At 66.3% G+C, this 22,347-nt stretch carries 22 protein-coding genes and 2 pseudogenes; 8 read left to right on the forward strand and 16 right to left on the reverse strand.

All coding sequences use genetic code 11. The features are described from left to right. Positions 1 to 2: 2 nt before the first annotated feature. From AC3ENX_RS08880 to AC3ENX_RS08900, 5 genes are all read right to left on the reverse strand, one after another. Positions 3 to 341: a TraR/DksA family transcriptional regulator gene (locus AC3ENX_RS08880; protein ID WP_434811508.1), complete on the reverse strand. Its 339-nt coding sequence runs from the start codon at positions 339 to 341 to the stop codon at positions 3 to 5. A 37-nt stretch (positions 342 to 378) separates the two neighbouring features. Further along, a complete protein-coding gene (locus AC3ENX_RS08885; RefSeq protein WP_434811509.1) occupies positions 379 to 1,212 on the reverse strand; it encodes an alpha/beta fold hydrolase in 834 nt (277 codons plus the stop codon). A 9-nt stretch (positions 1,213 to 1,221) separates the two neighbouring features. Further along, positions 1,222 to 1,674 carry a hypothetical protein gene (locus AC3ENX_RS08890; RefSeq protein ID WP_434811510.1) on the reverse strand — a complete coding sequence of 151 codons (453 nt, stop codon included), beginning with the start codon at positions 1,672 to 1,674 and terminating at the stop codon, positions 1,222 to 1,224. A 188-nt stretch (positions 1,675 to 1,862) separates the two neighbouring features. Next, a complete protein-coding gene (locus AC3ENX_RS08895) occupies positions 1,863 to 2,741 on the reverse strand; it encodes an ABC transporter permease (RefSeq protein ID WP_434811511.1) in 879 nt (292 codons plus the stop codon). Next, positions 2,738 to 3,637: an ABC transporter ATP-binding protein gene (locus tag AC3ENX_RS08900; RefSeq protein ID WP_434811512.1), complete on the reverse strand. Its 900-nt coding sequence runs from the start codon at positions 3,635 to 3,637 to the stop codon at positions 2,738 to 2,740. Before AC3ENX_RS08900 ends, AC3ENX_RS08895 begins: the two co-directional genes overlap by 4 nt. Positions 3,638 to 3,825: 188 nt before the next feature. On the opposite strand from AC3ENX_RS08900, the gene AC3ENX_RS08905 reads away from it, so the two are divergent. Continuing rightward, complete coding sequence (locus AC3ENX_RS08905; protein ID WP_434811513.1) at positions 3,826 to 7,194, forward strand: hypothetical protein; 3,369 nt, start codon at positions 3,826 to 3,828, stop codon at positions 7,192 to 7,194. A gap of 21 nt (positions 7,195 to 7,215) precedes the next feature. Here AC3ENX_RS08905 and AC3ENX_RS08910 read toward each other — a convergent pair whose 3' ends face one another. Next, positions 7,216 to 7,443 carry a hypothetical protein gene (locus tag AC3ENX_RS08910; protein WP_434811514.1) on the reverse strand — a complete coding sequence of 76 codons (228 nt, stop codon included), beginning with the start codon at positions 7,441 to 7,443 and terminating at the stop codon, positions 7,216 to 7,218. Between the two features lie 44 nt (positions 7,444 to 7,487). Beyond that, on the reverse strand, positions 7,488 to 7,976 hold the full coding sequence (locus AC3ENX_RS08915) for an SRPBCC family protein (RefSeq protein WP_434811515.1): 489 nt from the start codon (positions 7,974 to 7,976) through the stop codon (positions 7,488 to 7,490). Positions 7,977 to 8,051: 75 nt separating this feature from the next. Here AC3ENX_RS08915 and AC3ENX_RS08920 point away from each other — a divergent pair, with 75 nt between their 5' ends. Beyond that, positions 8,052 to 8,879, forward strand: coding sequence for a nitroreductase family protein (locus tag AC3ENX_RS08920; RefSeq protein WP_434811516.1), 828 nt, complete (start codon positions 8,052 to 8,054; stop codon positions 8,877 to 8,879). Between the two features lie 87 nt (positions 8,880 to 8,966). Here the strand turns inward: AC3ENX_RS08920 and AC3ENX_RS08925 are convergent, their stop codons facing one another. The 4 genes from AC3ENX_RS08925 to AC3ENX_RS08940 are packed head-to-tail and all read right to left on the reverse strand — an operon-like array spanning position 8,967 to position 13,145. Next, entirely contained in the window at positions 8,967 to 9,248 is a 282-nt protein-coding gene (locus tag AC3ENX_RS08925) for an STAS-like domain-containing protein (RefSeq protein ID WP_434811517.1), read from the reverse strand. Further along, entirely contained in the window at positions 9,245 to 10,198 is a 954-nt protein-coding gene (locus tag AC3ENX_RS08930) for an ATP-binding protein (protein ID WP_434811518.1), read from the reverse strand. The genes AC3ENX_RS08925 and AC3ENX_RS08930 overlap by 4 nt, the downstream gene beginning before the upstream one ends. Then, positions 10,195 to 11,226 (reverse strand): DNA cytosine methyltransferase, encoded by a 1,032-nt coding sequence (locus AC3ENX_RS08935; RefSeq protein ID WP_434811519.1) that lies wholly within the window; start codon positions 11,224 to 11,226, stop codon positions 10,195 to 10,197. The genes AC3ENX_RS08930 and AC3ENX_RS08935 overlap by 4 nt, the downstream gene beginning before the upstream one ends. Then, positions 11,223 to 13,145 carry an ATP-binding protein gene (locus AC3ENX_RS08940; RefSeq protein ID WP_434811520.1) on the reverse strand — a complete coding sequence of 641 codons (1,923 nt, stop codon included), beginning with the start codon at positions 13,143 to 13,145 and terminating at the stop codon, positions 11,223 to 11,225. Before AC3ENX_RS08940 ends, AC3ENX_RS08935 begins: the two co-directional genes overlap by 4 nt. A 474-nt stretch (positions 13,146 to 13,619) precedes the next feature. On the opposite strand from AC3ENX_RS08940, the gene AC3ENX_RS08945 reads away from it, so the two are divergent. Next, a complete protein-coding gene (locus AC3ENX_RS08945; protein ID WP_434811521.1) occupies positions 13,620 to 14,459 on the forward strand; it encodes a hypothetical protein in 840 nt (279 codons plus the stop codon). Positions 14,460 to 14,526: 67 nt separating this feature from the next. Here the strand turns inward: AC3ENX_RS08945 and AC3ENX_RS08950 are convergent, their stop codons facing one another. Next, entirely contained in the window at positions 14,527 to 15,246 is a 720-nt protein-coding gene (locus AC3ENX_RS08950) for a hypothetical protein (protein ID WP_434811522.1), read from the reverse strand. A gap of 19 nt (positions 15,247 to 15,265) precedes the next feature. Continuing rightward, positions 15,266 to 16,705, reverse strand: coding sequence for a hypothetical protein (locus tag AC3ENX_RS08955; protein WP_488184909.1), 1,440 nt, complete (start codon positions 16,703 to 16,705; stop codon positions 15,266 to 15,268). Between the two features lie 160 nt (positions 16,706 to 16,865). On the opposite strand from AC3ENX_RS08955, the pseudogene AC3ENX_RS08960 reads away from it, so the two are divergent. Then, positions 16,866 to 17,340, forward strand: a pseudogene (locus AC3ENX_RS08960) (class I SAM-dependent methyltransferase). A gap of 3 nt (positions 17,341 to 17,343) precedes the next feature. Here AC3ENX_RS08960 and AC3ENX_RS08965 read toward each other — a convergent pair. Both AC3ENX_RS08965 and AC3ENX_RS08970 read right to left on the reverse strand, forming a co-directional pair. After that, positions 17,344 to 17,916 carry a TetR/AcrR family transcriptional regulator gene (locus AC3ENX_RS08965; RefSeq protein ID WP_434811524.1) on the reverse strand — a complete coding sequence of 191 codons (573 nt, stop codon included), beginning with the start codon at positions 17,914 to 17,916 and terminating at the stop codon, positions 17,344 to 17,346. A gap of 4 nt (positions 17,917 to 17,920) precedes the next feature. Continuing rightward, positions 17,921 to 18,505: a sugar O-acetyltransferase gene (locus tag AC3ENX_RS08970; protein ID WP_434811525.1), complete on the reverse strand. Its 585-nt coding sequence runs from the start codon at positions 18,503 to 18,505 to the stop codon at positions 17,921 to 17,923. A 100-nt stretch (positions 18,506 to 18,605) separates the two neighbouring features. On the opposite strand from AC3ENX_RS08970, the gene AC3ENX_RS08975 reads away from it, so the two are divergent. Further along, positions 18,606 to 19,814: an MFS transporter gene (locus AC3ENX_RS08975; protein ID WP_434811526.1), complete on the forward strand. Its 1,209-nt coding sequence runs from the start codon at positions 18,606 to 18,608 to the stop codon at positions 19,812 to 19,814. A 185-nt stretch (positions 19,815 to 19,999) separates the two neighbouring features. Here the strand turns inward: AC3ENX_RS08975 and AC3ENX_RS08980 are convergent, their stop codons facing one another. Next, the gene (locus AC3ENX_RS08980; protein ID WP_434811527.1) at positions 20,000 to 20,224 is read right to left on the reverse strand and encodes a TetR/AcrR family transcriptional regulator C-terminal domain-containing protein; all 225 of its coding nucleotides are present in this window, start codon (positions 20,222 to 20,224) and stop codon (positions 20,000 to 20,002) included. 294 nt (positions 20,225 to 20,518) lie between these two features. Between AC3ENX_RS08980 and AC3ENX_RS08985 the strand changes: the two genes are divergently transcribed. The 3 genes and pseudogenes from AC3ENX_RS08985 to AC3ENX_RS08995 all read left to right on the forward strand — a co-directional run. Beyond that, a complete protein-coding gene (locus AC3ENX_RS08985) occupies positions 20,519 to 21,289 on the forward strand; it encodes a hypothetical protein (RefSeq protein WP_434811528.1) in 771 nt (256 codons plus the stop codon). Positions 21,290 to 21,444: 155 nt separating this feature from the next. Further along, positions 21,445 to 21,840 carry a nuclear transport factor 2 family protein gene (locus AC3ENX_RS08990; RefSeq protein ID WP_434811529.1) on the forward strand — a complete coding sequence of 132 codons (396 nt, stop codon included), beginning with the start codon at positions 21,445 to 21,447 and terminating at the stop codon, positions 21,838 to 21,840. A gap of 84 nt (positions 21,841 to 21,924) precedes the next feature. After that, positions 21,925 to 22,347: pseudogene (locus tag AC3ENX_RS08995) on the forward strand (HNH endonuclease); the annotation flags it as partial.

Here is a 22,347-nt window from a genome sequence, read left to right on the forward strand (position 1 = left end):
GGTCAGGTGCGTGACGCGCAGGCGACGCACATCGTCGCCGACGGCACCGCTTCGAGGCGTGCCGCGGGGATGGGTTCGCCGCAGCCGGTGCATACGCCGTAGGTGCCGTTGACCACGCGTGCGCGGGCGGCGCGCACCTGGTCGAGCTCGACTCGGGTGGCCGCGCGGACGGCTTCGACGCGTTGCCATTCGCTCGACAGCGTCACGCCTTCGGGATCGTGTTCGTCGTCGGCCGTCGCGTCGGCGCGGTCGTGGCGCAGGTCGGCGTCGTCGGCGTCGAGGCGTTCGAGCAACTCGATGAGCGCCTGCTCGCGCTGCGCCAGCGACTCGTCCGCGTCCATGCCGTGACCCTACGCCCGGTCGCCGACAGTCGCGAGGTCACGCGTCGCCGAGTCCCCGCATCCACCCGGGCAGCGCGTCGAGGACCGCGACGTGGCCCGACCCGTCCGTGATGGTCAGCGTCGCGGAAGGCAGGGCGGCGGCGAGCCGTTCGGCGTGGTGGGCGGGAATGATCCGGTCGGCCGCCCCCTGGAACAGATGCACCGGCGCGGTCACTGCGACGAGGTCGACGCCCCACGGTGCGACGAAGGCGAGGTCGTCGTCGATCTCACCGGCATCCGACCCGGCGGTACCGGCAGCGCCGGCGTCTTGTCCGATCGCGCCCCACGCGCCTTCGAGCGCCGCCCAGTCGGCGGGCGTGAACATCGCGGGGTCGAACCCGGCCGCCTGCTGATGCTGTTCGCGCGCGGCGCGCCCGAGGGATGCCGGGCGAAGTCCGCCCCCGTCGCCGTGCATGCCCGCGAACCAGTCGTCGGTCCCGTCGAAGGGCGCCGGTGACGCGAACGTCGCGACGCCGCGGACGCGGTTGCCGTGCAGGGCCGCGAGGGCGAGGGCGTGCGGGCCGCCGCCGGAGTAGCCGGCCGTCCAGTACCCGTCGACCCCGAGGCGGTCGAGGGTCTCGCCGACGTCGCGCGCGGCATCCGCGACCGATCGTCCGGACCACGCGGGCACCCCGGCGAAACCGGGGCGCGTCACGGCGACCAGGGCGATGCCCAGGTCGGCGGCGAGCGCCGCGATCGGGGCGGGGTGGGCGCCGGTGTGCGGGGTGCCGTAGTGCATGACGAGGACGGGCGCGTCTGCGGTGTCGGAGCCGGCGCGGTGCACGCGGGCGGTCGCGCCGCGGGCGAGGGCGAGTTCGGTGACGTCAGGCATGGTGCCGTCTCACTGCTCGTCGTCGCGAGGTTCGAGCACGAGTGCCGCGGCGCGCAGCGGCTCGGGCAGCAGGAGTGCCGCGACCTCGGCCCGCTCGTCCTCTTCGGCTTCGGCCTCGTAGAGGTCGGTGAGCACGAACCGCACGAGGGCGGGCCAGTCGGCCCACCGCTCGAAGCGCTCTTCGGCTTCGGCGTTCCATTCTTCGAAGCTGCCGTCGGGCAGTGCGAAGACGGTCGAGGTCGCGCTGGACTGCCACAGCGGCAGCCACTCAGCCGTCCCGAACTCGCGCAGCGCGGTCATCGCGGCACCGGCCGGGTCGAGCCAGACCGATTCAAGCGAGAACTCGAGTGACGGGTGCACCTCTCCGCCGCCCTGCGTCGCGATCCGCGCCACCGGTTCAGGAAGTCCGCGGGCGACGATCGCCGCGGCGAGTTCAGGCTCAGTCCACGGTGCCTTGTCCATGGCGGCAGGGTAGCGCAGCGGTGCCGTGCGATCGTCAAGGTCAGCGGTGACCGCCGCCCGAAGGGCGTGTCACGGGCCGGTGAGCAGCGGCCGCGCGGGTCCGATCCACGCTCGAAGGAGGAGCACGACCGCGGTGCCCGTGAGCACGCCGTCAAGGAGCCCCGCCGGCAGCATGAAGATCATCAGGATCAGCGGATCCGGCGAGCGAGCTGCCACGCACCGAGGGCGGTGAACACGGCGAAGACCCCGAAGAGGACGGCGATGGCGAAGCCCGATGTGACCTCGAAGTCTCCAACGTGCGCCGAGATGCCGTAGAACGCCTCGATCGCATCGGATGCCTGAGTCTGGCCGTCGGCGAGCGCGGCGAGTGGTTGCGCGGTCATCGGCCCGCGGATGAGCATCGCGGACTGGGCGAACGGCAGGGCGTTCATCACGTTGACGATGCCGTCGGGGAGCGTGCCTGCCGGAATGTACGCACCGGCGAGGAAGCCGATGATCGTGCCGACGACCGTCGACAGCGCGGCGAAGGAGCCGGAGCTGCGCAAGAACGTGACGACGAAGCTCGACAGGGCGGCGAACGCGAGGCTCGAGATCGCCACGTATCCGATGGTTGTTGCCGTCTCTTCGACGGTCATCAGGGCGTCGCCCTGGATCAAGAGGTACAGCTGCCCGATCGCGACGATGACCAACGTCATCGTGAACGAGATCACGAAGCTCGACAGCAGGTAACCGAGGATCAACTCGGGTCGGCGGATCGGCGAGACGATGAAGTCGCTGAACCGGCCACTCGCCTTGTCGTCGACGAACACGGCGAGCGCCGCGAGCGCCGTGGTCAGCGTCGAGATCATGGTGATCCCGGCGAAGACCCACGTGTTCACGAACCACTGGATATCGCCCTCGCTGGCATTCGGCAGCTGTTGGGTCAGGTTGTCGACTTGGAGGCCGCCGAGGAACAGTGCGTAGAGGCCGATGAGAATGAGCGCCGACAGCAGCGAGAAGAACACGCCCGCGCGGTCACGGAAGAAGAGGCGGAGGTTTCGCCCGGTGAGAATCGCGACCGACCTCATGCGATCTGCCCTCCCGTCACGTTCAGGAAGACGTCATCCATGGTGCCGTGGCGGAACTCGAAGTCGTCGATCGTCAGCCGGTTGAGCAACTCCTTGGCGTGCGCTGCGGACTGCACGGGGATGCGGACGACGTCACCATCCGCCTCAGCATCGAGCCCCAGGGTGCGGCACTCCTCGACGAGCGCGGTCTGGTCGGCACCGCGCACCGAGAGCACGCTGCTGCTGTAGCGGGATCGGAGTGCTGTCGGGGTGCCCGCGGCGACGATCTCGCCCTTCGCGATGATGCACACCTCGTCGGCGCGTTCCGTCTCTTCCATGTAGTGCGTCGTGAGGAACACGGTGGTCCCGTGGTCGGCGCGGAGCTGCCCGATTGCAGACCAGATCTGCTCACGCGACTGCGGGTCGAGTCCCGAGGTCGGCTCGTCGAGGAACACGACCTTCGGGTGGTGAAGAATCGCTCGCGCGATGTCTGCCCGTCGCTTCTGGCCGCCCGAGAGCGTGCCGTAGCGGCGGTCGAGGAACTCTTCGAGCGCGACGAGGGTCGACAGCTCGGCGATGCGCTGTGCAGCCTGGCGCCGGGTCAGGCCGTAGAACCCTGCCCGCACAGCGAGGTTCTCGCGAACCGTGAGCAGCGGATCCAGCAGCGACTGCTGGAATACCGCGCCGATGATGCGGCGGACCGTGTTCGCCTCTTTCACGACGTCGTGTCCTTGAACGCGGATCGTTCCGGATGTCGGGCTCAGCGTCGTCGTGATGCATCCGATGGTCGTGCTCTTGCCAGCACCGTTCGCGCCGAGAAAGGCGAACAGCGAGCCGGTGGGCACGCTCAGCGACAGATCTCGGACGGCTTCGAAAGAGCCGTAGCGCTTCTTCAGGCGCTCAATGTGGACAGACACGACGACCCCCCAGCCGTGAAACGACGATCACTCAACACCGTGAGCAACCCGCCGTCGCGTCGCCTTCGGATCCTTCCGTTGAGCACGGTACACGACCCGGCGCTCGCGGATCGATGTATTTCGCCGCGACCCGAAGCCCTCCTCTCCTGTGATCGCGCACGGCTGCGCGGCTGTCTGGGGGAGACACCATGATCACCACGTTGCTCACCGAATCCGGCATCGTCGGCATGCACGTCGACGATGTGCGGTCGCTGATCTGGCTCGTCAGGGATGACGGGGTCGTGCTGACGACCGACCTGTCCGGAAACGCCGAGAAGTATCAGCAGCTCGCGGGTACGCCCGTCGACATCGCCGGAGCGAAGACGGCGCTCGCCGTCGCGCTCGACGACGGGTCGACGTGGACGATCGATCCGGATGATCCGGTGAACCCGGCCGTGCACGTCGCGACGTTCTCGGCGGCGCCGACGCAGCTGGTCGTCAGCCCGTCGGGCAAGACGATCCTCGGCGCGGTGGGCGGTGCCGGCGAACGAATCGCGGTCACGAGCGGCGCCGTCACACCGTACGCGCTGCCGGCCGGCACCACGGGTGTCGCGCTGCTGACCTCGGCAGTCGTGGCCGCGACGAACGACCCGGTCACAGCGAAATCGCGACTGCGGCGACTCGGCGGCTTTTGGCTCGGCCCGGCATCCGCTCCCGTCGCAGCGCTCGGGCGGGCGGGGTCCTCGGTCGACGGCACGGTTGCGTTCGGCGCGTCGCCGGCGACCAACACGGTCGTCGCGTGGGAGCCTGCGACCGCCACAACGACCACGGGGGATGCCGCCGCGCTGCCGGGCACTGTCATCGAGGTGCAGGGGCTCGCAGACGGCCGCATCGTCGTGCTCACCGACCAAGTGCTCGCGATCGTCGACACCCTCGCCGACCTGACCGTCAGCGTTCCGCCGTCGATCGTCGAGCCTTCGCATCCACTGTTCGTCGCGTCGTGGGTGCGGCTCGAGTACGACTTCGGCACGACCGGCCTGACCGCCGCCGACGTGACCTTCACCGTGCCCGACGGACCGGATGCCGGCATCGTCTCGCACACGCGTGAGAACGGTTCGGGCGAACCGACCCCGATCCTCGTTGCCGGCGGACGGCTCGGCACGTACAAGGTCGTCATGGTCGAGACGGCCACCGGTACCGACCTGGCCACGGCGGAGTTCACCGTCACGAACGACTGGGATGACGCAGACACCGGACCGTCGCGCATGATCACCGGGGTTTCGGGCGACTTCTCGGGCGACTCGGGTTGGGGCGGCGGCCCGTCGACGCCGCAGAACCTTGGCGACCTCACGCGCACCGGAGACTGGAACGTGCTGGTGATGCTCGTCGACACGAGCACCGCCCGCTGGCCTGCCGCAACCCTCGCGCAGAGCCGCACCGACGCGCTCGACCACGCGATCGACGGGTTCAACGTGAGCGGCACCGACCGGTCGGCGAAGCTCTACTACGACGAGACCTCGTCGAACCAGTTGACCCTCGTGCCCTACAACAACACGACGTTCGGCCCCGTCCAGATGCCGAACGGGTGGGGCAGCTACTTTGCTCAGAAGACGGATGCCATGGGCAACGTCACCGATACGCGCTGGGCGCCGAAGGACTCGTCCTGGCAGGCGTTCCTCACGCAGGCGATCAATGACGGCGTCGTCACCACCGCCGACCTGCAGGCCGTGGACTCGGTGGTCTTCATCCCGTTCTCGCCCGACGCGAATCCGACCGCCGGCGACCGGTTCGCGTGGCCGTACGGCGCAATCGGCAAGCAGAGCATGCTGCTCGGCACCAACGTGATGACCGACCAGGGTCTCATCGCGTGCGTGCAGGTGCCGCTCGACTTCTTCACGCACGACGGCCGGCACGCGCACACGACCCTCAGCCACGAACTCGGACACAACCTGGGTCTGCTCGATGTGTACGACACCCCCGACTACAGCGCCGAGGTCTCGGGGCGCATCACGTCTGACTGGGAGATGATGGCGGGCTCGCGCAACACGCTGCCGCACTACTCGATCTCTAACAAGATGCGCATGGGGTGGGTGCCGGCGAGCCAGTTGCGGCTGTTCAACTTCTCCGGCGCGGGCGGGGTCGACGAGACGGTGACGCTGCACGCGGCCGAACTCGGCAGCCCGCCGGCCGGGCGGGTGCGAGGTGTCGAGATCCGGCTCGGCGACGGGTGGAACACGTACCTGGAGTACCGCTCCGAGCAGGCCGGGTTCATCTCCGACGACGTGCCCACCGACCGACGGGTCGTGCTGACGGATGTCACGAGCGACAGCTTCTCGCCGCCCGTGCAGCGGCCGAGCATCCTGTTCGTGCCGAACGACCTCGACGGCGACGGCCGCATCCTCGGTGTCGGCAGCGACTTCACCGCGACCGACCCGGGCACCGGGTTCGAACTCGAGGTGTCGGTGGTCTCAACCGATGAAGACAACGCCGTCGTGCGGGTTCGGTACGGCTCGAACGGGCGGCCCGACCTCGGCATCCGCCCGTGGGACAACGGTCCACGCTGGCAGAGTCCCGACATCGAGGTGCGCAACGACAAGAACGCGGCCGACCCGTCGCTGTTCAACGTGCCGTGGGCGGGCAGGCCGAACACGATCGTGGCGAAGATCACGAACTCGGGCGATTTTCCGGCGACGGGGGCGCGGGCGGAGTTCTTCGTCACCGAATACTCCGCCGGCGACGGGCCGTGGGTGCCGCTGGGCAGCGTGACGAGGAACGTCGCGGCCGGTGCGACCGAGGAGTTCAGCGTCGGGTGGAACCCGTCGGCCGATGAGTCGATGCACTACTGCGTCATCGTGCGCATCGCGCCATACGAAGACCCGGGCAACCCGGCGATCGAAGACACGAACATCTACAACCAGGAGGCGCGCAGCAACTACACGCGGTTCATCTCGGCGAGCGCGTCGCCGTCGAGCCGGGTGGGGACATCGGTGCTGCTGTCGAACCCGTACGGCGAGACCACGACGGTCACGGCGCGGGTGCGGCAGACGCATCCGCTGCACCGCACGTTCATCGACCACCAGTGGTTGACGGTCGAGCCGGGTGCGCCCCGGCCGATCATGGTGCTCGACGAGGCGCTGCTCGGTACGGCGGAATGGCCGTATGAGGTGAAGGACGAGCGCCGCTGGGCCAAGGTGCTGTGGGGCAAGCCGAACCTCGTGAGCGTCGAGGGGTGGGCGCGGGTGCCGCAGACCGACGACTGCATCGGCCGGGTGCCGACCGGCGGCGTGTGCATGTCGGTGCAGGCGGCGCGCGAGACCCGCACCGAGATCCTCGAAGCGGGGCCGAACTGGGTGCACGGCAAGGTCTCGTTCGTCGACACCGACGGACCCGTGCCCGATGGCGGCGTCGTGCTCATCGAACTCGGCGACGACAAGGGCACCTGGACGGTCACCACGACCACGAAGAGCGGCATGTTCCGCACGAAGTTCGAAGGCAAGGAGAAGGTGCGCTGGATGATCGCCCACTACCTCGGCGCGTTCGGCGCAGCGGCGAGCGAAAGCAAGCGCGTCGACGTGTGAGGTCGGGTTCGGGGGTGGGTGCTAGTCGGTCTCGTCCGTCGGCTCGGGCCGGCGTCGCACAATGACACGTGCGATCAACGCAGCACCACCGAGCAGGCAAAGCCAGGCAATTCCGAGTGCGACCGGCCCAAGCAACGGGTTCGGCGCAAGCCACGCCTGGATCGCGCTGGTGCCCTTGAAGAGCATCCACGCGAGGAAGACTCCGATCAGCGCACAGCCGCCGAGGATGAGGCCAAGGTTCTTTCCCACCATCCGAGGCTATCGAAGACCCCACCCGGGGAGGGAGACACGTCTCAGGTCGCTTCGCCACCGGCATCCCGCACGGATGCCAGCACGACCTCGTCGCGGCATCCGCGCGCGAATCCGGCGATGCGCCGGTCGATGTCGCGTTGCAGCACGCGGCGTCCGATCGCTTCAGCGAGGGGTGCGAGCCAGGTGGGACGGCAATGGAAGCTGTACTTCCAGGTCGCTTTCGTGCCGCCGTCGGTAGGGGCGAACCGCCAGCCGCCGGCGAGCTGCGAGAAGAACCACGGGCCGCGCACCATCTTCATGCCGACGTTCGTGGGCGGCGCGTAGGAGACGTATTCGCTGACCATGCCGAGCCCCCAGCGGTGGCGGGTGTAGGTCTGCACACCGACGGCGGGGTCGGTCGCGCCGCCGAGGAAGTATTGGCGGCGGATGAACGGATCCCACCGCAGCCGCACGTCGCCGGTCGTCTGCGCGACCGCGAACGCGGTGGTCGGGTCGACCGGCACGATCACGGTCGAGGTGACGTTCGGCATGGTGCGACCTTACGCCGCGCTACGCGATGTGACGGCGACGGGCCGCGGGTGCGTGCGCGTCTTTAGCCTGGAGGGGTGAGCACTCTCGACGTCAACGCCCTCCTCCGCCAGCGCTATGGTGCCGGGGCTCCCGTGTTGACCGATCCCGACATCGTCGCCTCCGACACGCTCGGTTTGCTGCTGCGGCATCGTTCGGTGCGCGCGTTCACGGGCGAGGAGGTTTCGGATGAGGTCATCACCGCGATCGTCGCCGCCGCGCAGTCGGCCGCGAGCTCGTCGAACAACCAGTCGTGGAGCGTCGTCGAGGTGCGCGACCGAGACCGCCTGCGCCGCCTGGTGACCGAGGCGGGCGCCAGCGCGTTCGTCAGTGAGGCGCCGGTGGTGCTGCTGTTCGTCGCCGACTGGGCGCGTGCCACCGAGATCGCCCGCTGGCACGACGAACCCGCGGATGCCGCGGCCTACCTCGAGAGCACACTCGTCGGATTCGTGGATGCCGGCATCGCCGCGCAGAGCGCCGTCGTCGCCGCCGAGTCACTCGGACTCGGCACCGTCTACCTCGGCTCGCTGCGCAACCACCCCGAGGTCGCCGCCGCCGAGATCGGCCTCCCTCAGGGTTCAGCCGTCGCCTTCGGTGTCGCGATCGGCTGGCCCGATCCAGCCGATACCGCCGGCATCAAGCCCCGCCTGCCGCAACGCGCCGTCCGCTCCCGCGAGCAGTACCAGCCCATCTCGCGCGACAACGTCGAGGCGTACGAGGCCGAACTCGCCGCGTACAACGCGTCGCAGGGACGAGCCGGAAACTGGACCCGCCAGGTCGTCGCGCGCGTGCGGGACATCGCCGGGCTGCACGGTCGCGAGAACGCCCGCGATGCGCTGGGGCGGCGGGGGTTGCCTTCGCGGTAGGGTGCTTCGTCATGTACTCCCGGACACGCGATGATCTCGAGCCGTCGCGTGCTGAGCGTTCACGCACCAGTCACGCTGCGGCGGACGCTACTCGACCCACTCTTGCGCGTAGGCAACAACGATCTCGATCACTGTTTGAATCTCCACGTTGCAGTTCTTGAACTCAATTTGGTCCAGGCAACTCGCGTCGCCTCTGACTACATCCGCGATCAACGCGTGGATGAAGGACTGCGTGGCGAGTCGCACATTGGCGAAATCGAGGATGACCTTCTCACCGCGCTCGACGCCCCGCCGAACGTAGGTCGTCCGGATGTACGCCGCTGCATCCTTATCACCTGCGAAAGGACCGGTTGACGCATAGATCTTCACGTGAAGCGAGCCTTCCGTGCTTGCTTCTTCCGCGCCGACACCCGCGCATGGTAGATCCCGCGTATCTGCTTGAACAGCTCTTCGTACTCACCGCTCAGGTTCAGCACGAGGTTTACCCCAACCACAGTTCCTTGAAGGGGAGCCGAGAGATCAAGCCACGTCGTCGTCGCTGTCTCAAGTGCCTCGGCAAGGTTGTCCGGTATTTCCTCTCTCTCCTCAATCCGCATCAGGCTGCCGTCAGACGCCATCACCAGCGACTGACCGGCGACCGCGCACATAGATCGCATAAAGAACAGCCCTGCGCCGCCATTAGTTTCGTTCCCACCGAACTGCTTGGTAGTTCCGCTGATGCCAGGTTGGAACGCCAGCGCAATGGCTTCACGGTCGGTCGGGGCAGCATGGAAGCGCCTAATTGTTTGCGGCACACCGACACCAGCGTCAGCGACACCGAGCCGCACGCGCCCATCTACAAGGTCCGCCGCGACGTATGCGCCTCCAGCCTGGCCTGCGTGCTCCAACACATTGCGAAGCAACTCCCAGAGTACGTAGGTGACCGCGCTCGCAGTCTTCGGCTCAGCGTGAAGTAGGGGCACGAAGTCCGTTACGAGCCGGTTGGCTTCCACGTTGCTCTCAACGCGCTGGACTGGAATAAACCGACCGGTCGGGTCAGGCATGAATTGCCGATTGTGGTCGTTGACACCCAGGTGCTCGGCAAGCCCCATTTCACGCAACCGACTCGGCAATGACGCCCCCTCGACCAAGGCCAGCCGTTCGCCTGATCTGGACAGTCGTGCGGCCTGCGCGGCTACGGCGCATAAGACCATGGGGTGAACGTCGATCGCAACGCCGTCTTCGAACTCAATCGCAGACGATCCAGTGAAGGTAGCGGTATGCGGGATCACGAGTTCGACATCGGTTAGCCCGACCGTCGCAGGGATGAGGATCGTCATACCTGAACCTCGTCTCGTGACGTCGCGATTAGAGTTGTCACGATTTGCGTCGCCATACGAACTGGGACAGCATTTCCGATCTGGCGCTCGATGAGCCCGCGCGTGCCGGCGAACTGGTACGTCGGTGGGAATGTCTGGATAGTCGCCGCTTCGCGCAACGTGATCGGGCGATTCAAGTCCGGATGGACGAATGGTCCGCAGGACGGCGTTGTGCACCTCGTCGTCATAGTGGGAGCGGCTTCATCCCACCGGAGTCGGCCATACGCGCCCCCTGCGTCGCGCGCGGACTTGAGCCTCCGGTGGCACTCAAGTTGCAATTCTCTCGGCAAGTCGAAGCGAGTACCCCCCACCGGTACCGCTTCGATCCGATCCTGAACAATCTGCGATACCCGGGGCACGGCCATGAGTGGATCATCTCCGACACCCTCATCCGCCATTTCCTCGAATGCGCTCCTGACGGTCGCGCGCGGCGAGTCAGGATCCCCGAGTGTCTCAGGCAGAGGGTGTCGACTGCCTCGAGTTGCGAGAAGGATGTATCGGCGCCGTCGTTGAGGAACGCCGAAATCTCGGGCATCAACAACGTAGTCTCGAACTGCGTATCCCAAACCATGAAGCGTCAACTTGAGTTCGCGGGACCTCGAGTCCCTGCCCAACCCGGGAACGTTCTCAATCATCACGTGGAGTGGACGGAGAGCGCGCACGAAACGAACCGTCTCGCGCACGAGCTCGTTCCTCGGGTCATCAGATGAAACTCGCCCTTCGGCGAGGGTGGAGAACCCTTGGCATGGGGGACACGCCTTCAACAGCGTTAGTTGCCTGGGGTTGAGTTTTAAGACACGCATCATCTCAGCAGCAGGCAGTTGACGGATGTCAGTCTCCCAAAGCGTGGTCTCTGGGTGGTTGAGACGGTATGTCTTTGCCGCAGTCGAATCAAACTCGACGGCACCGATTACGCGCAATCCGGCATCCCGAATACCTTGAGTCGCTCCCCCCGCGCCGGCAAAGAGGTCGATCGCCGATCCGTTCACCGGCCGCCCTCCCCCGCCAGCCGCTGTGTGGTGAAGGCCAACCAGTCTTCATGGCGCGCCAGAGAAGTCATCAGTGCATCTCGCCATGTCACACACCTCAGTCCGCCAATCGCGAGTCGCGGACCGGCAGTCGTCCCCGGCGCGAAGCTGGGTGCCACGAGCATTGCACGGAGGGTTGCCTCACCTACTCTCCGGAACGCACCATCCACCGCGGTGGCGAATTGCGACACATCCTCGTGGGTAGCGGCGCGGGTCGTGATAGGCCAAATCACAACCCAATCCTCCGCAACGGTCGTCGTAGGCTCGTGGAGCAGCAGTAGGCCCTCCATGTGTGCGAGCGTCGTGGCGGCGCCGGCCGAGGAGCGAAATGCGCTCCAGCGAGGATCCAGTAGCCACGGGTCAACTCTGACTCGTTCGGCGAGAAGGGACAGCACACCCGGATCGCTTGTGACATTCTTGGAGAGATTCCGCAGGGCTGAGATCCGAGCGCCCAGGATGGATACTACCCGCGCCGCGTCGACTCGCATTGTTCGGTCTACGAGGCGCCAGAAATCAGCGTCCAGCGAGGAATCAACCTCGGATATCTCTCGGGAGATCTCCCGCAGGCGAGCGTCCTCCCGAGTCGCAACCACGGCACGCATCACGTCCGCTAGTTGCTCCCCATCCACCTCAGGTAGCTTCGCGAGCCTACGCGCGACGGCGGTGAGGGCGCGCCTTTCCTGAGGCTCAACGCTGCTTAGGACCGCCCCCACTCTTTCATCCTTGTCAAGGGTCTCCTCCGCCTTCCGGCTGCGCAGTTCTTGGCGCGCGCGAAGCGCCCATGCCAGCCGCTTTTGGCCCCACCGCAGGAAGTCATCGAGGCGCGCGTCCTCAAGCTGCAGTTGGTCGCGGTTGCTCTGGATGAAGTCTGTGTCGATGTCATCACCGCTATCGATCCAGTCAGCTTTGACCTCGCCCACCAAGTACTCCAGGCCCAGCTGAGCAGTAGTTCCTTGTGATCGTTCGAATTTGAACGGTCGCTGAGCCATCTTGTCGCGGGCCAGAACACTGACGCCCTGCTGCTCGCTCTCGGTCAGCGGCTTCGCTGTGAATCCGATCCACCACGAAACATGGTCGCCGGATGCGAGCTGCTCATGCGCCCATCCCTGCTCATCGATCTCAAGGTCTTCTGGATTGAAGTCCGCAGGGAGTCGGTACTCCAGGGGAATAGCGAACCGCTGCAGCGGCCGCCCGTTTATCCACACCGCCATGTCTCTTAGCGCGAATCGTCTCGACATCGATGTCATGAATGAGTCTTCGGAGATCTTGCGCTTCACACGCAGACCCGTGAGCCGAACCCTCGTGCCGGACGCGAGGCTCGCTCCATCAGGAGACACCAGTGGCGCGGGCGAGCTAACTGGGTCAACAAAATAGTCCCGATCGGGGCTAAGCCGGCGCAGTTCGTCGTAGTCGAGCCCAAACGAGGTGGTTTCGCCATCGCGGATAGTGGTGCATTCGAGGTAGCTGGCAGTGCCGAACGCCGCAAGCTTGCCGATGCCCTTTCGTCCATGGACTGGCCGGCCACCTTCCGACAAATCGCCGTTCGCCGTGAGCCTCCGCTTACGGCCAACAACGAGGTATGTCGCCTGCGCTGCAGCTCGGGTCATCCCGTGCCCGTCGTCCAGTACAACGATCTCCGCTGACCGCCCGGACCAATCCTCGTCGAAGGGGACACTGACCCAGACGTTCTTCGCATCGGCGTCCCAGGCATTGCTGATCAACTCAGCAACTGTCGCTGTCACCGACGGATAGAGCTGCGCACCGAGTTGTTCGACCAGTGAGCCCCCGAACTTCATTACCAGCGGCCGCTCGACTCCGGTCGGCGCTTCTAGCCCTAACGCTGCTCGTTGGTAGTCACCGTCGATGCTGTCCCCGCTCACTTGCCGCCTTCCGCTAGATGCGACGGGGAGATCTCCCACTGCGATCATTGGCGCCAGTGCCTGGGCAGTGGACTCCTGCGCCCCCTACCCCGTCAAGTTCGCGATGTTGGGCAGCCGTCCGACCAAATCCTAAGGTGTTGAGGGCAGGGCGGATGCAGCGCGCGGCGGGAAGCCGTATACGAGACCGTCGATCCCTGTCGGATCGTCCGCGACGAGCGCTCATGGAGCCGAATCGGCCGACCGAGCGATGCGATCAGGCGCTACTCCTCGGTCTTAGAGCGCCTTCGACACCTCGTGCCCCTCGTGTCGGGCAATATGTAGCTTGTGACCCGATCCGCCCCAGAGACCACTACCCCAGGCCGCCGGTGGCGCGAGCTAGTCAGGATCGCGGCGATCATCGTCGCCACGGCCACGATAACCGCCGTACTAATTCTCGCGATCGACCGCCCGCACCGGTCGGGACTCGGGGCCTGGGTGTCCGACTTCGCGAAGAGCCCAGGGCTTGCCGGTGTATGCGCTTTGGTGGCCGCATCACTTGCGCTATGGGGAATCATGCGCCAAGTCGAAGTGGCACGCCATGCCCAGCGCCTACAGCAGATCTCTGAAGCGCGGCGCGCGTGGTGGTCGTCCTTTGAATGGGTCGCGGCCCGCGCCGTACCTGCGAAATCCGACGACTTGCCACTGCCGTACGATGTGATCCTCAGCTCACTTACAGCGTTGTACGAGAGCGCCACCGACCCGGTCCAGCAACGAGCGGTCGGCGCAATAACTGACGTCGCATCGGAGATGCTCGACTCGAAAGACGCGGTAGGCGACGAACTGCCAGCGTCAGAATCAGGATCGACTACCCCGAGCCAAGAGCGCCGAGTGCTCGAAGCTCTACGCGCGTACTCGGCTGCTACCGCGAACTCACCCGCGGAATCGGCTGCAGTCGATGCGCAGTTGTACGAAGCTAATGTGATGGAAGCCCTCCAGCGAGTCACGCAGATCGAGCAACCAATCCATGAGCTCGGTGCCGGCTACGCGATGCGACCAGATGCCCTCGTCACGGTCCGCGGAGCGAGGGTGATCGTTGACGTGAAGGCATACACCCAAAGAGGACGGAAAATACCGCTCCAGGCTCTCAATCAGATCGTGCACTTGATGGAGGCGTCCAGAGCAGCTGGGGCAGTGATTGTTGCACCCGTTCCACTAGGCGAACTGCCTCAGGACACGAGGCGACCGATCCGATCCGTCGTATGGAACTCGCCCGCCGACGACCAGATCCTGTCCGCGGCCCTCGACGACTTCGGAGGGGCCCCGCCCGGGCCGTGAGCCCGGAGTGACTTCCTCCAACGATTCGTGTCGGGTGTCAGGGACTTGCGGCTTGAAATCGTGAGAACTAGCGGTCTGAAGTTGAGAGGAGTTCGGCTACCCGCGGTGCAGCTTCCCTGATCAACCGGAAGTACCCCGTGGAATTGCCAAAGACCTCGCGGTCGATGCGCACGCTCGCCACTAGAAAGGGCTGTTCGTCCTGCTTCAAGATCGCTGTTGGCACGAGCGAGGGCGGATCGAACACAAGACAGGGAAGCTCCGCGCGCAGGTTGAGGTCGTGTCCAACCCGCGCGGCATCCTCGATAACGCAGAGGAGATCGGGCGCGCCCGACGTGATGTTGGCGATCCGCGCGACGCGGTCAATTGGCGCGCCGAAGTAGTCACCGTTGAAGCCCATCGCGTCCCCCTTGGTGATCGCGGCGTGGAAAGTGAGTGAGGGTCGCGATGCCGCGTGCCCAACGTCCACCGCCCATAGCTCCTTGATGCCATCGAGAAGGCATAAGAGTTCAAGCGCTGCGCGAAAAGATGTTGCCCGGATCAGTGCGCCGTCACCCAACTCCTTGAACAGAAGAAGCGTGTCTCCACTCTCCTCAGTCACCAGCCGCATGAGCCTCATCAGAACTTCGGCACGAACGAATGCTCTGGATTCTCCCGCGCGCTGTCGGTAAGAAGCGCTCGAGTCAAGGTCGATCATTAGCCAATAGCCCGCTTCGAGATTGGCGCGCTGATAGGTATCGTCCGCCGCGTCTTCGGCGGCACGCGCCGCTGCGTAATACTGCGCAACCACTCCCCTCATTGTCTTCATCTCACTCCAAGCCAATCAACTCAAATACGTCCGAATCGGACATCGATGTGACAACGTCGACAGTCGCCTGGAGTCGGTGTAGCGGATCCCGAAGCGCGTCGGTTGCCTTCCTCAAGTTCTCGGCGGACTCCCAACCTTGAACTCGGGATTGATTGCGAACCAATCGAACAAGGTCTTCATCCTTCTCGACCGAACGGTATAGAAGGTCGAGAACGCTCGTGAGGATGACATCGAGAGTCGCGTTTCTGAACAGCAGCCTCGGATGGGTGAAGACATCGGTTTCCAAGAACAGCTTCATGTTCTTCAAGATGCGTGTCGCGTTCCCCGACAGCCCCACCAGTGGCTCAATCTCGCTTGGGCGAGCCTGAGGATCAGCCTGCCGCATTGCTTCCCCAGTAGTCCTCACAAGGTCGTCGATGAAGTAGGTGTACAACTTGCCGGAATCCTCCGACATTATCGCCTCGCTAATTGGGGCGAACTCCTCGCGGTGCCGCGCCGCCAAGCGTGCATAAACGGACTTCGTGCCCTCAAGGGCCTCGACTCGGGCAGCCTCGTTGAGGTTTTCCAGAACCCAGGTGATGTCGTCGCAGTAGCGTCCCAGGACGGCTTCGTGGGTGGCGTTGGACTGCGTAATCTGCCGAGCCGATTGGCCACTGTCAAGTTTCATCGAGTGATCGAAGATATCCGAGAGAGCCGCGCGTTCACCCAAGGAATGTCGCCAGGCGCCGTACATAGTCTCCGCCAGGTATCCGTCATTGGATGCGGCGCGTAGGTATGGGTTGGTCGTCAGAGTCCAATAGCTCTCGATGCCCGAGTGGTACGCCTTTGCCTGGGCATCGCCAGCGGCCCACGGGATAGTCGCCTGCACCTCGTGTCTGAGTTTCGGCGAGGATATGCCGCCGAGCCAACTCGGAACGACCAGCTCATCGGTGCCCTCATCCATCGCGAAGAGAGTCCCGCGAGCCTGCGATTCTTGCGTTTCTTTATGGTGCCGATCCATCTCGGCGATCTGCTCACGCACCCAGACGTCAACCTGCGTCCTGCCCCGATGGATGAATGGGACACTTCCAACCTTTGATGCAAGTGCGACTGCTTCGGCAAGTTCTACGTTGAGCCCGAGCCGCTGGGCCGATACGCGGGCCACATGCGCGGCACGCAACGAGTGAGTGGTGTAATTGCGTGCGCGACGATGGTTCCCGTAGAAGAGGGTATGGAACTTGTCGTCGAGCGCGCGGAATGCATCGGAGTACAGCACGCGATCGCGGTCAAGATGGGAGGGACTTCTTCCTGTGAGCTTGGCCTGGTTCTCGCTCCCCATCTCCCACAGCTTGGAATAGTGCTCAATACTCGGCGTCCCATTCAGCACGAAGCCGCGCTCGCTCTTGAACCCGAAGGGGCCGACCCCGGCCTCGATCTCGCGCAAGTGATCGGCGTAGAGCAATCACATCCCCCCAAGCAGCCCGTCAAGTGTCATTGACGATGAGAGTACCGGTTGTGGAATCCAACGAGGCGGACTCGCCAGCCCTCCAAGCTGACGATACGCGTTTGATGTGGGCGAGCGCACCCTCGTCGACGCGTGGGCAGCGAAACTCCACGGACCAGTGGTCGACGCCGGGTGCGGCCCCGGCCACTGGACGGCGCACCTCACCGAGCGAGGGCTCGACGTGCAGGGCGTCGACCTGACCCCATCGTTCATCGAGCACGCGCAACTCACGTCACCCGGCATCCCTCCCGTTCTCGGTCAGCAACATCGAGCACCTCGACTATCAAGACCACCAACTCGGCGGCATCCTGTCGTGGTTCTCGGTCATCCATCACGAGCCGCATCGGATCGCCGTACCCCTCACGGAGTTCGCGCGGGCGCTCCGGCCCGGCGGCCTGCTGCTGCTCGGGTTCTTCGACGGCGACACGGTCGAGCCGTTCAACCACGCGGTGGTCCGCGCGTATCGGTGGCCGGCATCCGAGGTGCGGCGGCAGCTCGAGGCCGTCGGGTTCGCGATCGTGTCGACGCATCGGCGTTCGGAACCCGCGCGCCGACCGGTCGCGGCGATCGTCGCGCGCCGCGCCAACCAGTAGGCGCTACACCGTCGTGATGCGGGTGACGGCACGTTCCACCTCGTGCGGGTCGCGGGCCTCGGCGTCGAGCGCGCGGTGAATGGTCAGGCCCTCGATGAGCGCGTCGAGCAGGCGAGCGGTCTCAGGGTCGAAGTGGCGTTCGAGGGCGGTGCGAGACCGCAGCATCCAGGCGCTCGTGATCGAACGGAACGCGGCCTCACGGGCGGCGAGGGTGTAGAGCTCGTGCGACAGGATGAGCTCGCGGTCGTCGCCGAAGACGTCTTCGAGGATGATCGCGATCACCGCCGCGCGGGCTGCCTCGGCATCCTTCGCGTCGGCCATGCGCCGCTCGAACCGGTCGCTGACCGTCACCGCGAACCGCGTGAACGCCTCACGCAGCAGCTCATCGATGCCGTCGAAGTAGTACGTCATCGCCCCCAGCGGCACCCCCGCCTCCGCCGCGACCTTGCGGTGCGACGTGCCGGCGACACCGGCGCGCGCGATCACGTCGAGGCACGCGTCGATGATGCGGTCGCGGCGGTCGGGATCATTGCGGCGGCCGAGGCGCGAACCCGCCGGAGTCTGCTGCGCGGTCATCGCATCAGCCGATCGTGCGGATGACGCGGGCCGGGTTGCCGACGGCGACCACATTCGCCAGCACGTCCTTCGTGACGACCGAACCCGCGCCGATCACCGAGTTCTCGCCGATCGTCACCCCGGGGCACACGATGACGCCGCCGCCGAGCCACACGTTGTCTTCGATCGTGATGGGCTCCGCCGCTTCGAGCTTGTCGCGCCGCTGCTGGGGGTCGATCGGATGCGTGGGCGTCAGCAGCTGCACGTTCGGGCCGATCTGGCAGTCGGCGCCGATCGTGATGGCCGCGACATCCAACGCGGTCAGGTGGGAGTTGACGAACGTGCGGGCGCCGATGTGGATGTTCTCGCCGTAGTCGACGAACAGCGGCGGGTTGATGTGCGCGCCCTCGCCCAGCGTGCCGAGCAGGTCGACCAGGATGCCACGGGCCGCAGGATCGCCGTCGACCTCGGCCCGGTGGTACGCGTCGGCCAGGCGGATGCCGCGGCGATGCAGCCGCTCGCTCTCGGGATCGTCGGCGATGTACAGGTCGCCGGCGAGCATCCGCTCACGGTTCGTGCGCGGGTCACCGGCGAGGGAGTCCGTCGTCATGCGACCAATCTACACCAGGTGTGTACGAATGTACGCATTGTGTGTACGATCGTACCTGCGCCGACCCGCGCCCCCGACTCCTCGAAGGCCACGCACCACCGTGTACTCGCTCCTGCTCGCGATCATCTACATCGCGTTCATCAGCCTCGGGCTGCCCGACTCGCTCGTCGGCGCCGGCTGGCCCGTCATGCACCAAGACATCGGCGTGCCCGTCGCGTTCGCCGGCATCCTCACCATGATCATCGCCGGCGGCACGACCCTCTCGAGCCTCGCGTCCGAGCGGGTCACCCGCCGCTTCGGGGTCGGCGTCGTCACCGCGGTCAGCGTCGGCATGACCGCCGCCGCGCTCTTCGGCTTCTCGACGAGCACCTCGTTCTGGATGCTGTGCCTCTGGGCCATACCCTACGGCCTCGGCGCCGGTGCCGTGGATGCCGCCCTCAACAACTACGTCGCCGTCCACTACGTCGCCCGCCACATGAACTGGCTGCACGCGTGCTGGGGGCTCGGCGCCTCGATCAGCCCGTTCATCATGAGCTTCGCGCTCTCGTCGGGCGCGGGCTGGCCCAGCGCCTACCTCGTCATCGGCGCCATCCAGATCGCGCTGACGTTCGCGCTGCTCGTGAGCATCCCCCTGTGGCGGAGGGTGCATCCGCTCGTTCCTGCGTCTGTTGGCGAGGGCGCTGCGGATGCCGAGGCCTCGCCGGCCGGCTCCCACACCGCGCATGTGCCGCTGGCGCGGGCGCTGCGCATTCCCGGCGTCATGCTGATCCTCACCGCCTTCTTCGCGTACTGCGCGCTCGAGAGCACCGCGATCCTGTGGGCCGCGACCTACCTCGTGCAAGACCGCGGCGTCGACCCCGCCACCGCCGCCGCCTTCGCGTCGCTGTTCCTGCTCGGCATCACCGCCGGACGGTTCCTCGCCGGCTTCTTCGCCGACCGTCTTGGCGACCGCGTGATGATCCGCGGCGGGTTCGCCATGGTCGGCGCCGGTGCCGTCATGCTCGCCCTGCCGCTCGAGACGACCGTCGTCGCGCTGGCGGGCCTCGTGATCGCCGGACTCGGCTGCGCGCCGATCTACCCCGCCATCATCCACTCCACCCCCGTCAACTTCGGGCGCGACAACTCGCAGGCGATCATCGGCATCCAGATGGCCGCCGCCTACACCGGCTCCACCCTCGCCCCGCCCCTGTTCGGCGCGATCTCGACCGTCACCGGCATGTGGATCCTGCCGCTGTTCCTTGCGGTGTTGGTTGCGCTGGGGCTGGTGATGACGGAGCGGCTGAATCGGCGGGCGCGGGTCGCCCCCTGACGCGGCCTCGAGGGTTGCTCACTCCGGGCGAGCAACCCGCTGCGCCTCGAGGGCGGTCAGGATGAGCTCCAACCCGAAGTCGAACTCGTCGCCGGGGTCGTAGCCCGACGCCATCAGCACCGAGGCAGACTCGCGCAGGGCGGGGTATTTATCCGGCGGCAGCTACGGCAGATAGACCTCGGCCGTCATGTCGGCGAGCTGATCAGCATCTGAAAGGGGAGCGCGGCCTCTTGCAGCGCGTGCCCGTACACGTAGCTGTTCAACAGCCAGTTCGCGTGCGTCGCCATCAGCACCGAGAAGCCCGCGCCACGCAAGCACGAGGTGACCGCCTCGCGATGCCGAAGGTTCGCCGGCCCCGGCGTCGTGCGCGACTCCATGAGGCTCACCGCCCACGGGTGGCGCGCGAGCACGCGCCGAGCGGATCGGCCTGGCTCGCCGAGCGCTTCGGCTGGACGCTCTCGGTCAGCCCATTGATGGCCGATCCCGCCGCCGCAATGATGCTGGGGTTCGTCCTCTTGGTGGCGCTTCCCCGCGTCACCGCTGGGCTCGTCCAACTGAACGCGATCGAGGCCCGAGCCATGCTCGCGCCCGCGCCCACCGGGGTCGCGCGGACAAGCGCTCGGACGAGACCGCCCGAACCTCCCGCGCAGCCCTCTCCCTCGCTGCGACACTCCATCGGCTGAGCGCTCGTGCAATCATCTGCCATGGAACTCCTGGGATATCTTCCGGCCGCCCCGAATCGTCAGCCGAACATCGACGACGACTTCGCTCACGGACTGAGCCCCGACAGATGGGTTGCGAACTACCTCCCGCAGTGGACGACACCGGAACGGGCGCTCGCACGGTACGCGATGGTGCCCACCGGAATCCAGCTGAGGATCGAGTCCGACCAACCTGACTGGCGTCCCGAGGATGCACCGCTGCGCGTCTCCAACCTGCAGACGGGCGTCTTCTCGGGTCCGGTCGGTTCCCCGTTCGGAACGCATCGCCACCGCGCCGATCTCGAGGTCCGCACGCAGACTCCGCAGCGATTGCTCTTCGCGCCTTCGCAGGGGCGCGTGGATGTGACCGTGTCCGCGAGCCGCGACAGCAACTGCATGGTTGCGGCCTGGCTCGTCGGAACCGAACATCGGTCCCCGGCGGAGTCCGGCGAGATCTGCATCTTCGAGATCGACGCGGATGCCATCGGAAAGACCACGCGCGCCCGCACCGGCATCAAGGCGCACCACGATCCCCACCTCACCACCGACATGACCGACGTCACCCTCCCCTTCGATGCGTCCTCGCCACACACCTGGACAGTGATCTGGGGCTCCGGCACCACCGTCGTCGGATGCGAGGGACACGTCCTCAGACGAATCGCGCAGGCGCCCCGCTATCCGCTGTTTCTCATGATCGATCTCTTCGAGATCGGACCGCGTGGAGGCAACTACCCCAAGAGCGCCACCATCCACCGAGTCCGCGCATGGGGGTGAAGCCCGCGGCGGCGGGTCCGTCACCACGGCCCAGATGCGCTCGCGGTTCGGGGTGGTTGCCGGCGGTCGGGGCGTTGTGAGCGCCCAAGCCGTCGTGTAGACAGGCGTTGCCTGTGGGCGGCGCCCGATCCCGCCCGGTGAGGAGTGTGGTCGCCATGCACGAATCCGCAGAGCTGCGCGAGTTGATCGCGGCGATGTTCCGGGCGCTCAGCGAGGGCGACGCAGACTTCTTCACCCGCCACCTCGTGAACGGCCCGCAGCTGCGACTTATCGGATCCGCCGCGGACGAGTGGTTCGGCGGCGGCGAGGCGTTCGCGGTGCTCCGCGACCAGATCGCAGGCGGGCCTGGCACCATCACCGCGTCGGCCGAGCAGATCGAGGCCTACGCCGACGGGGACATCGGGTGGGCGGCGGCCGTCGTCCGCTACCGCGGCGGCGAGCGGACCGTGGTCGGGCGCGAGACCTTCGTGTTCCGCCGGTCCGACGGGGCGTGGCAGCTGGTCCAGTCGCACACGTCGTTCCCGGTCGATACGGAGAGCTTGTTCTCGTAGCGCTTCCGTCAATTCCCAGAGCGGATGCCGGGATCTGTGGAGAACTCCGCCCGAGTGTCGTAGGTATGTTCTAATCTCGAAGGCATGAAGGACGCACTCGCCGGCATCACCGAAGCCCTCGCCGCACTCGCTGCGGCGGGTGGTGATGGTGAGCCTGGCGGGCTCGCTCCTGGGGAGTTGCTCGCGGTGAATCGTGCGTTCGGGGAGTTGAAGCGGCATGTGGATGCCGCCTATGCGCCGGTCGCGGCCGAGGTCGCCCGGCAGTCCCGCGTCGAACTCGGGAAGGACTCCCTCGCACGCCGGCAGGGGTTCCGGTCGCCGGTGTCGATGATCCAGGCGACCACCGGCGCATCGGTGGGTGAGGCGATCAAGATCGTGCAGGTCGGTGAAGCCACCGCACCCCGCATCTCGCTCACCGGTGAACGGATGCCGTGCAAGCACCCGCACGTCGGCGACGCCGTCACGGCGGGCCGGTTGGGGATGATGGCGGCGTCGGCGATCGTGACC

It is taken from the genome of Microbacterium sp. bgisy189 (assembly GCF_057707225.1).

What these genes read in the sequence shown, in the direction of transcription:
- AC3ENX_RS08880 (WP_434811508.1), bottom strand. Translation starts at nt 341, where the DNA reads ATGGACGCGGACGAGTCGCTGGCGCAGCGCGAGCAGGCGCTCATCGAG.
- AC3ENX_RS08885 (WP_434811509.1), bottom strand. Translation starts at nt 1,212, where the DNA reads ATGCCTGACGTCACCGAACTCGCCCTCGCCCGCGGCGCGACCGCCCGC.
- AC3ENX_RS08890 (WP_434811510.1), bottom strand. Translation starts at nt 1,674, where the DNA reads ATGGACAAGGCACCGTGGACTGAGCCTGAACTCGCCGCGGCGATCGTC.
- AC3ENX_RS08895 (WP_434811511.1), bottom strand. Translation starts at nt 2,741, where the DNA reads ATGAGGTCGGTCGCGATTCTCACCGGGCGAAACCTCCGCCTCTTCTTC.
- AC3ENX_RS08905 (WP_434811513.1), top strand. Translation starts at nt 3,826, where the DNA reads ATGATCACCACGTTGCTCACCGAATCCGGCATCGTCGGCATGCACGTC.
- AC3ENX_RS08915 (WP_434811515.1), bottom strand. Translation starts at nt 7,976, where the DNA reads ATGCCGAACGTCACCTCGACCGTGATCGTGCCGGTCGACCCGACCACC.
- AC3ENX_RS08930 (WP_434811518.1), bottom strand. Translation starts at nt 10,198, where the DNA reads ATGACGATCCTCATCCCTGCGACGGTCGGGCTAACCGATGTCGAACTC.
- AC3ENX_RS08965 (WP_434811524.1), bottom strand. Translation starts at nt 17,916, where the DNA reads ATGACCGCGCAGCAGACTCCGGCGGGTTCGCGCCTCGGCCGCCGCAAT.
- AC3ENX_RS08970 (WP_434811525.1), bottom strand. Translation starts at nt 18,505, where the DNA reads ATGACGACGGACTCCCTCGCCGGTGACCCGCGCACGAACCGTGAGCGG.
- AC3ENX_RS08985 (WP_434811528.1), top strand. Translation starts at nt 20,519, where the DNA reads ATGGAACTCCTGGGATATCTTCCGGCCGCCCCGAATCGTCAGCCGAAC.
- AC3ENX_RS08990 (WP_434811529.1), top strand. Translation starts at nt 21,445, where the DNA reads ATGCACGAATCCGCAGAGCTGCGCGAGTTGATCGCGGCGATGTTCCGG.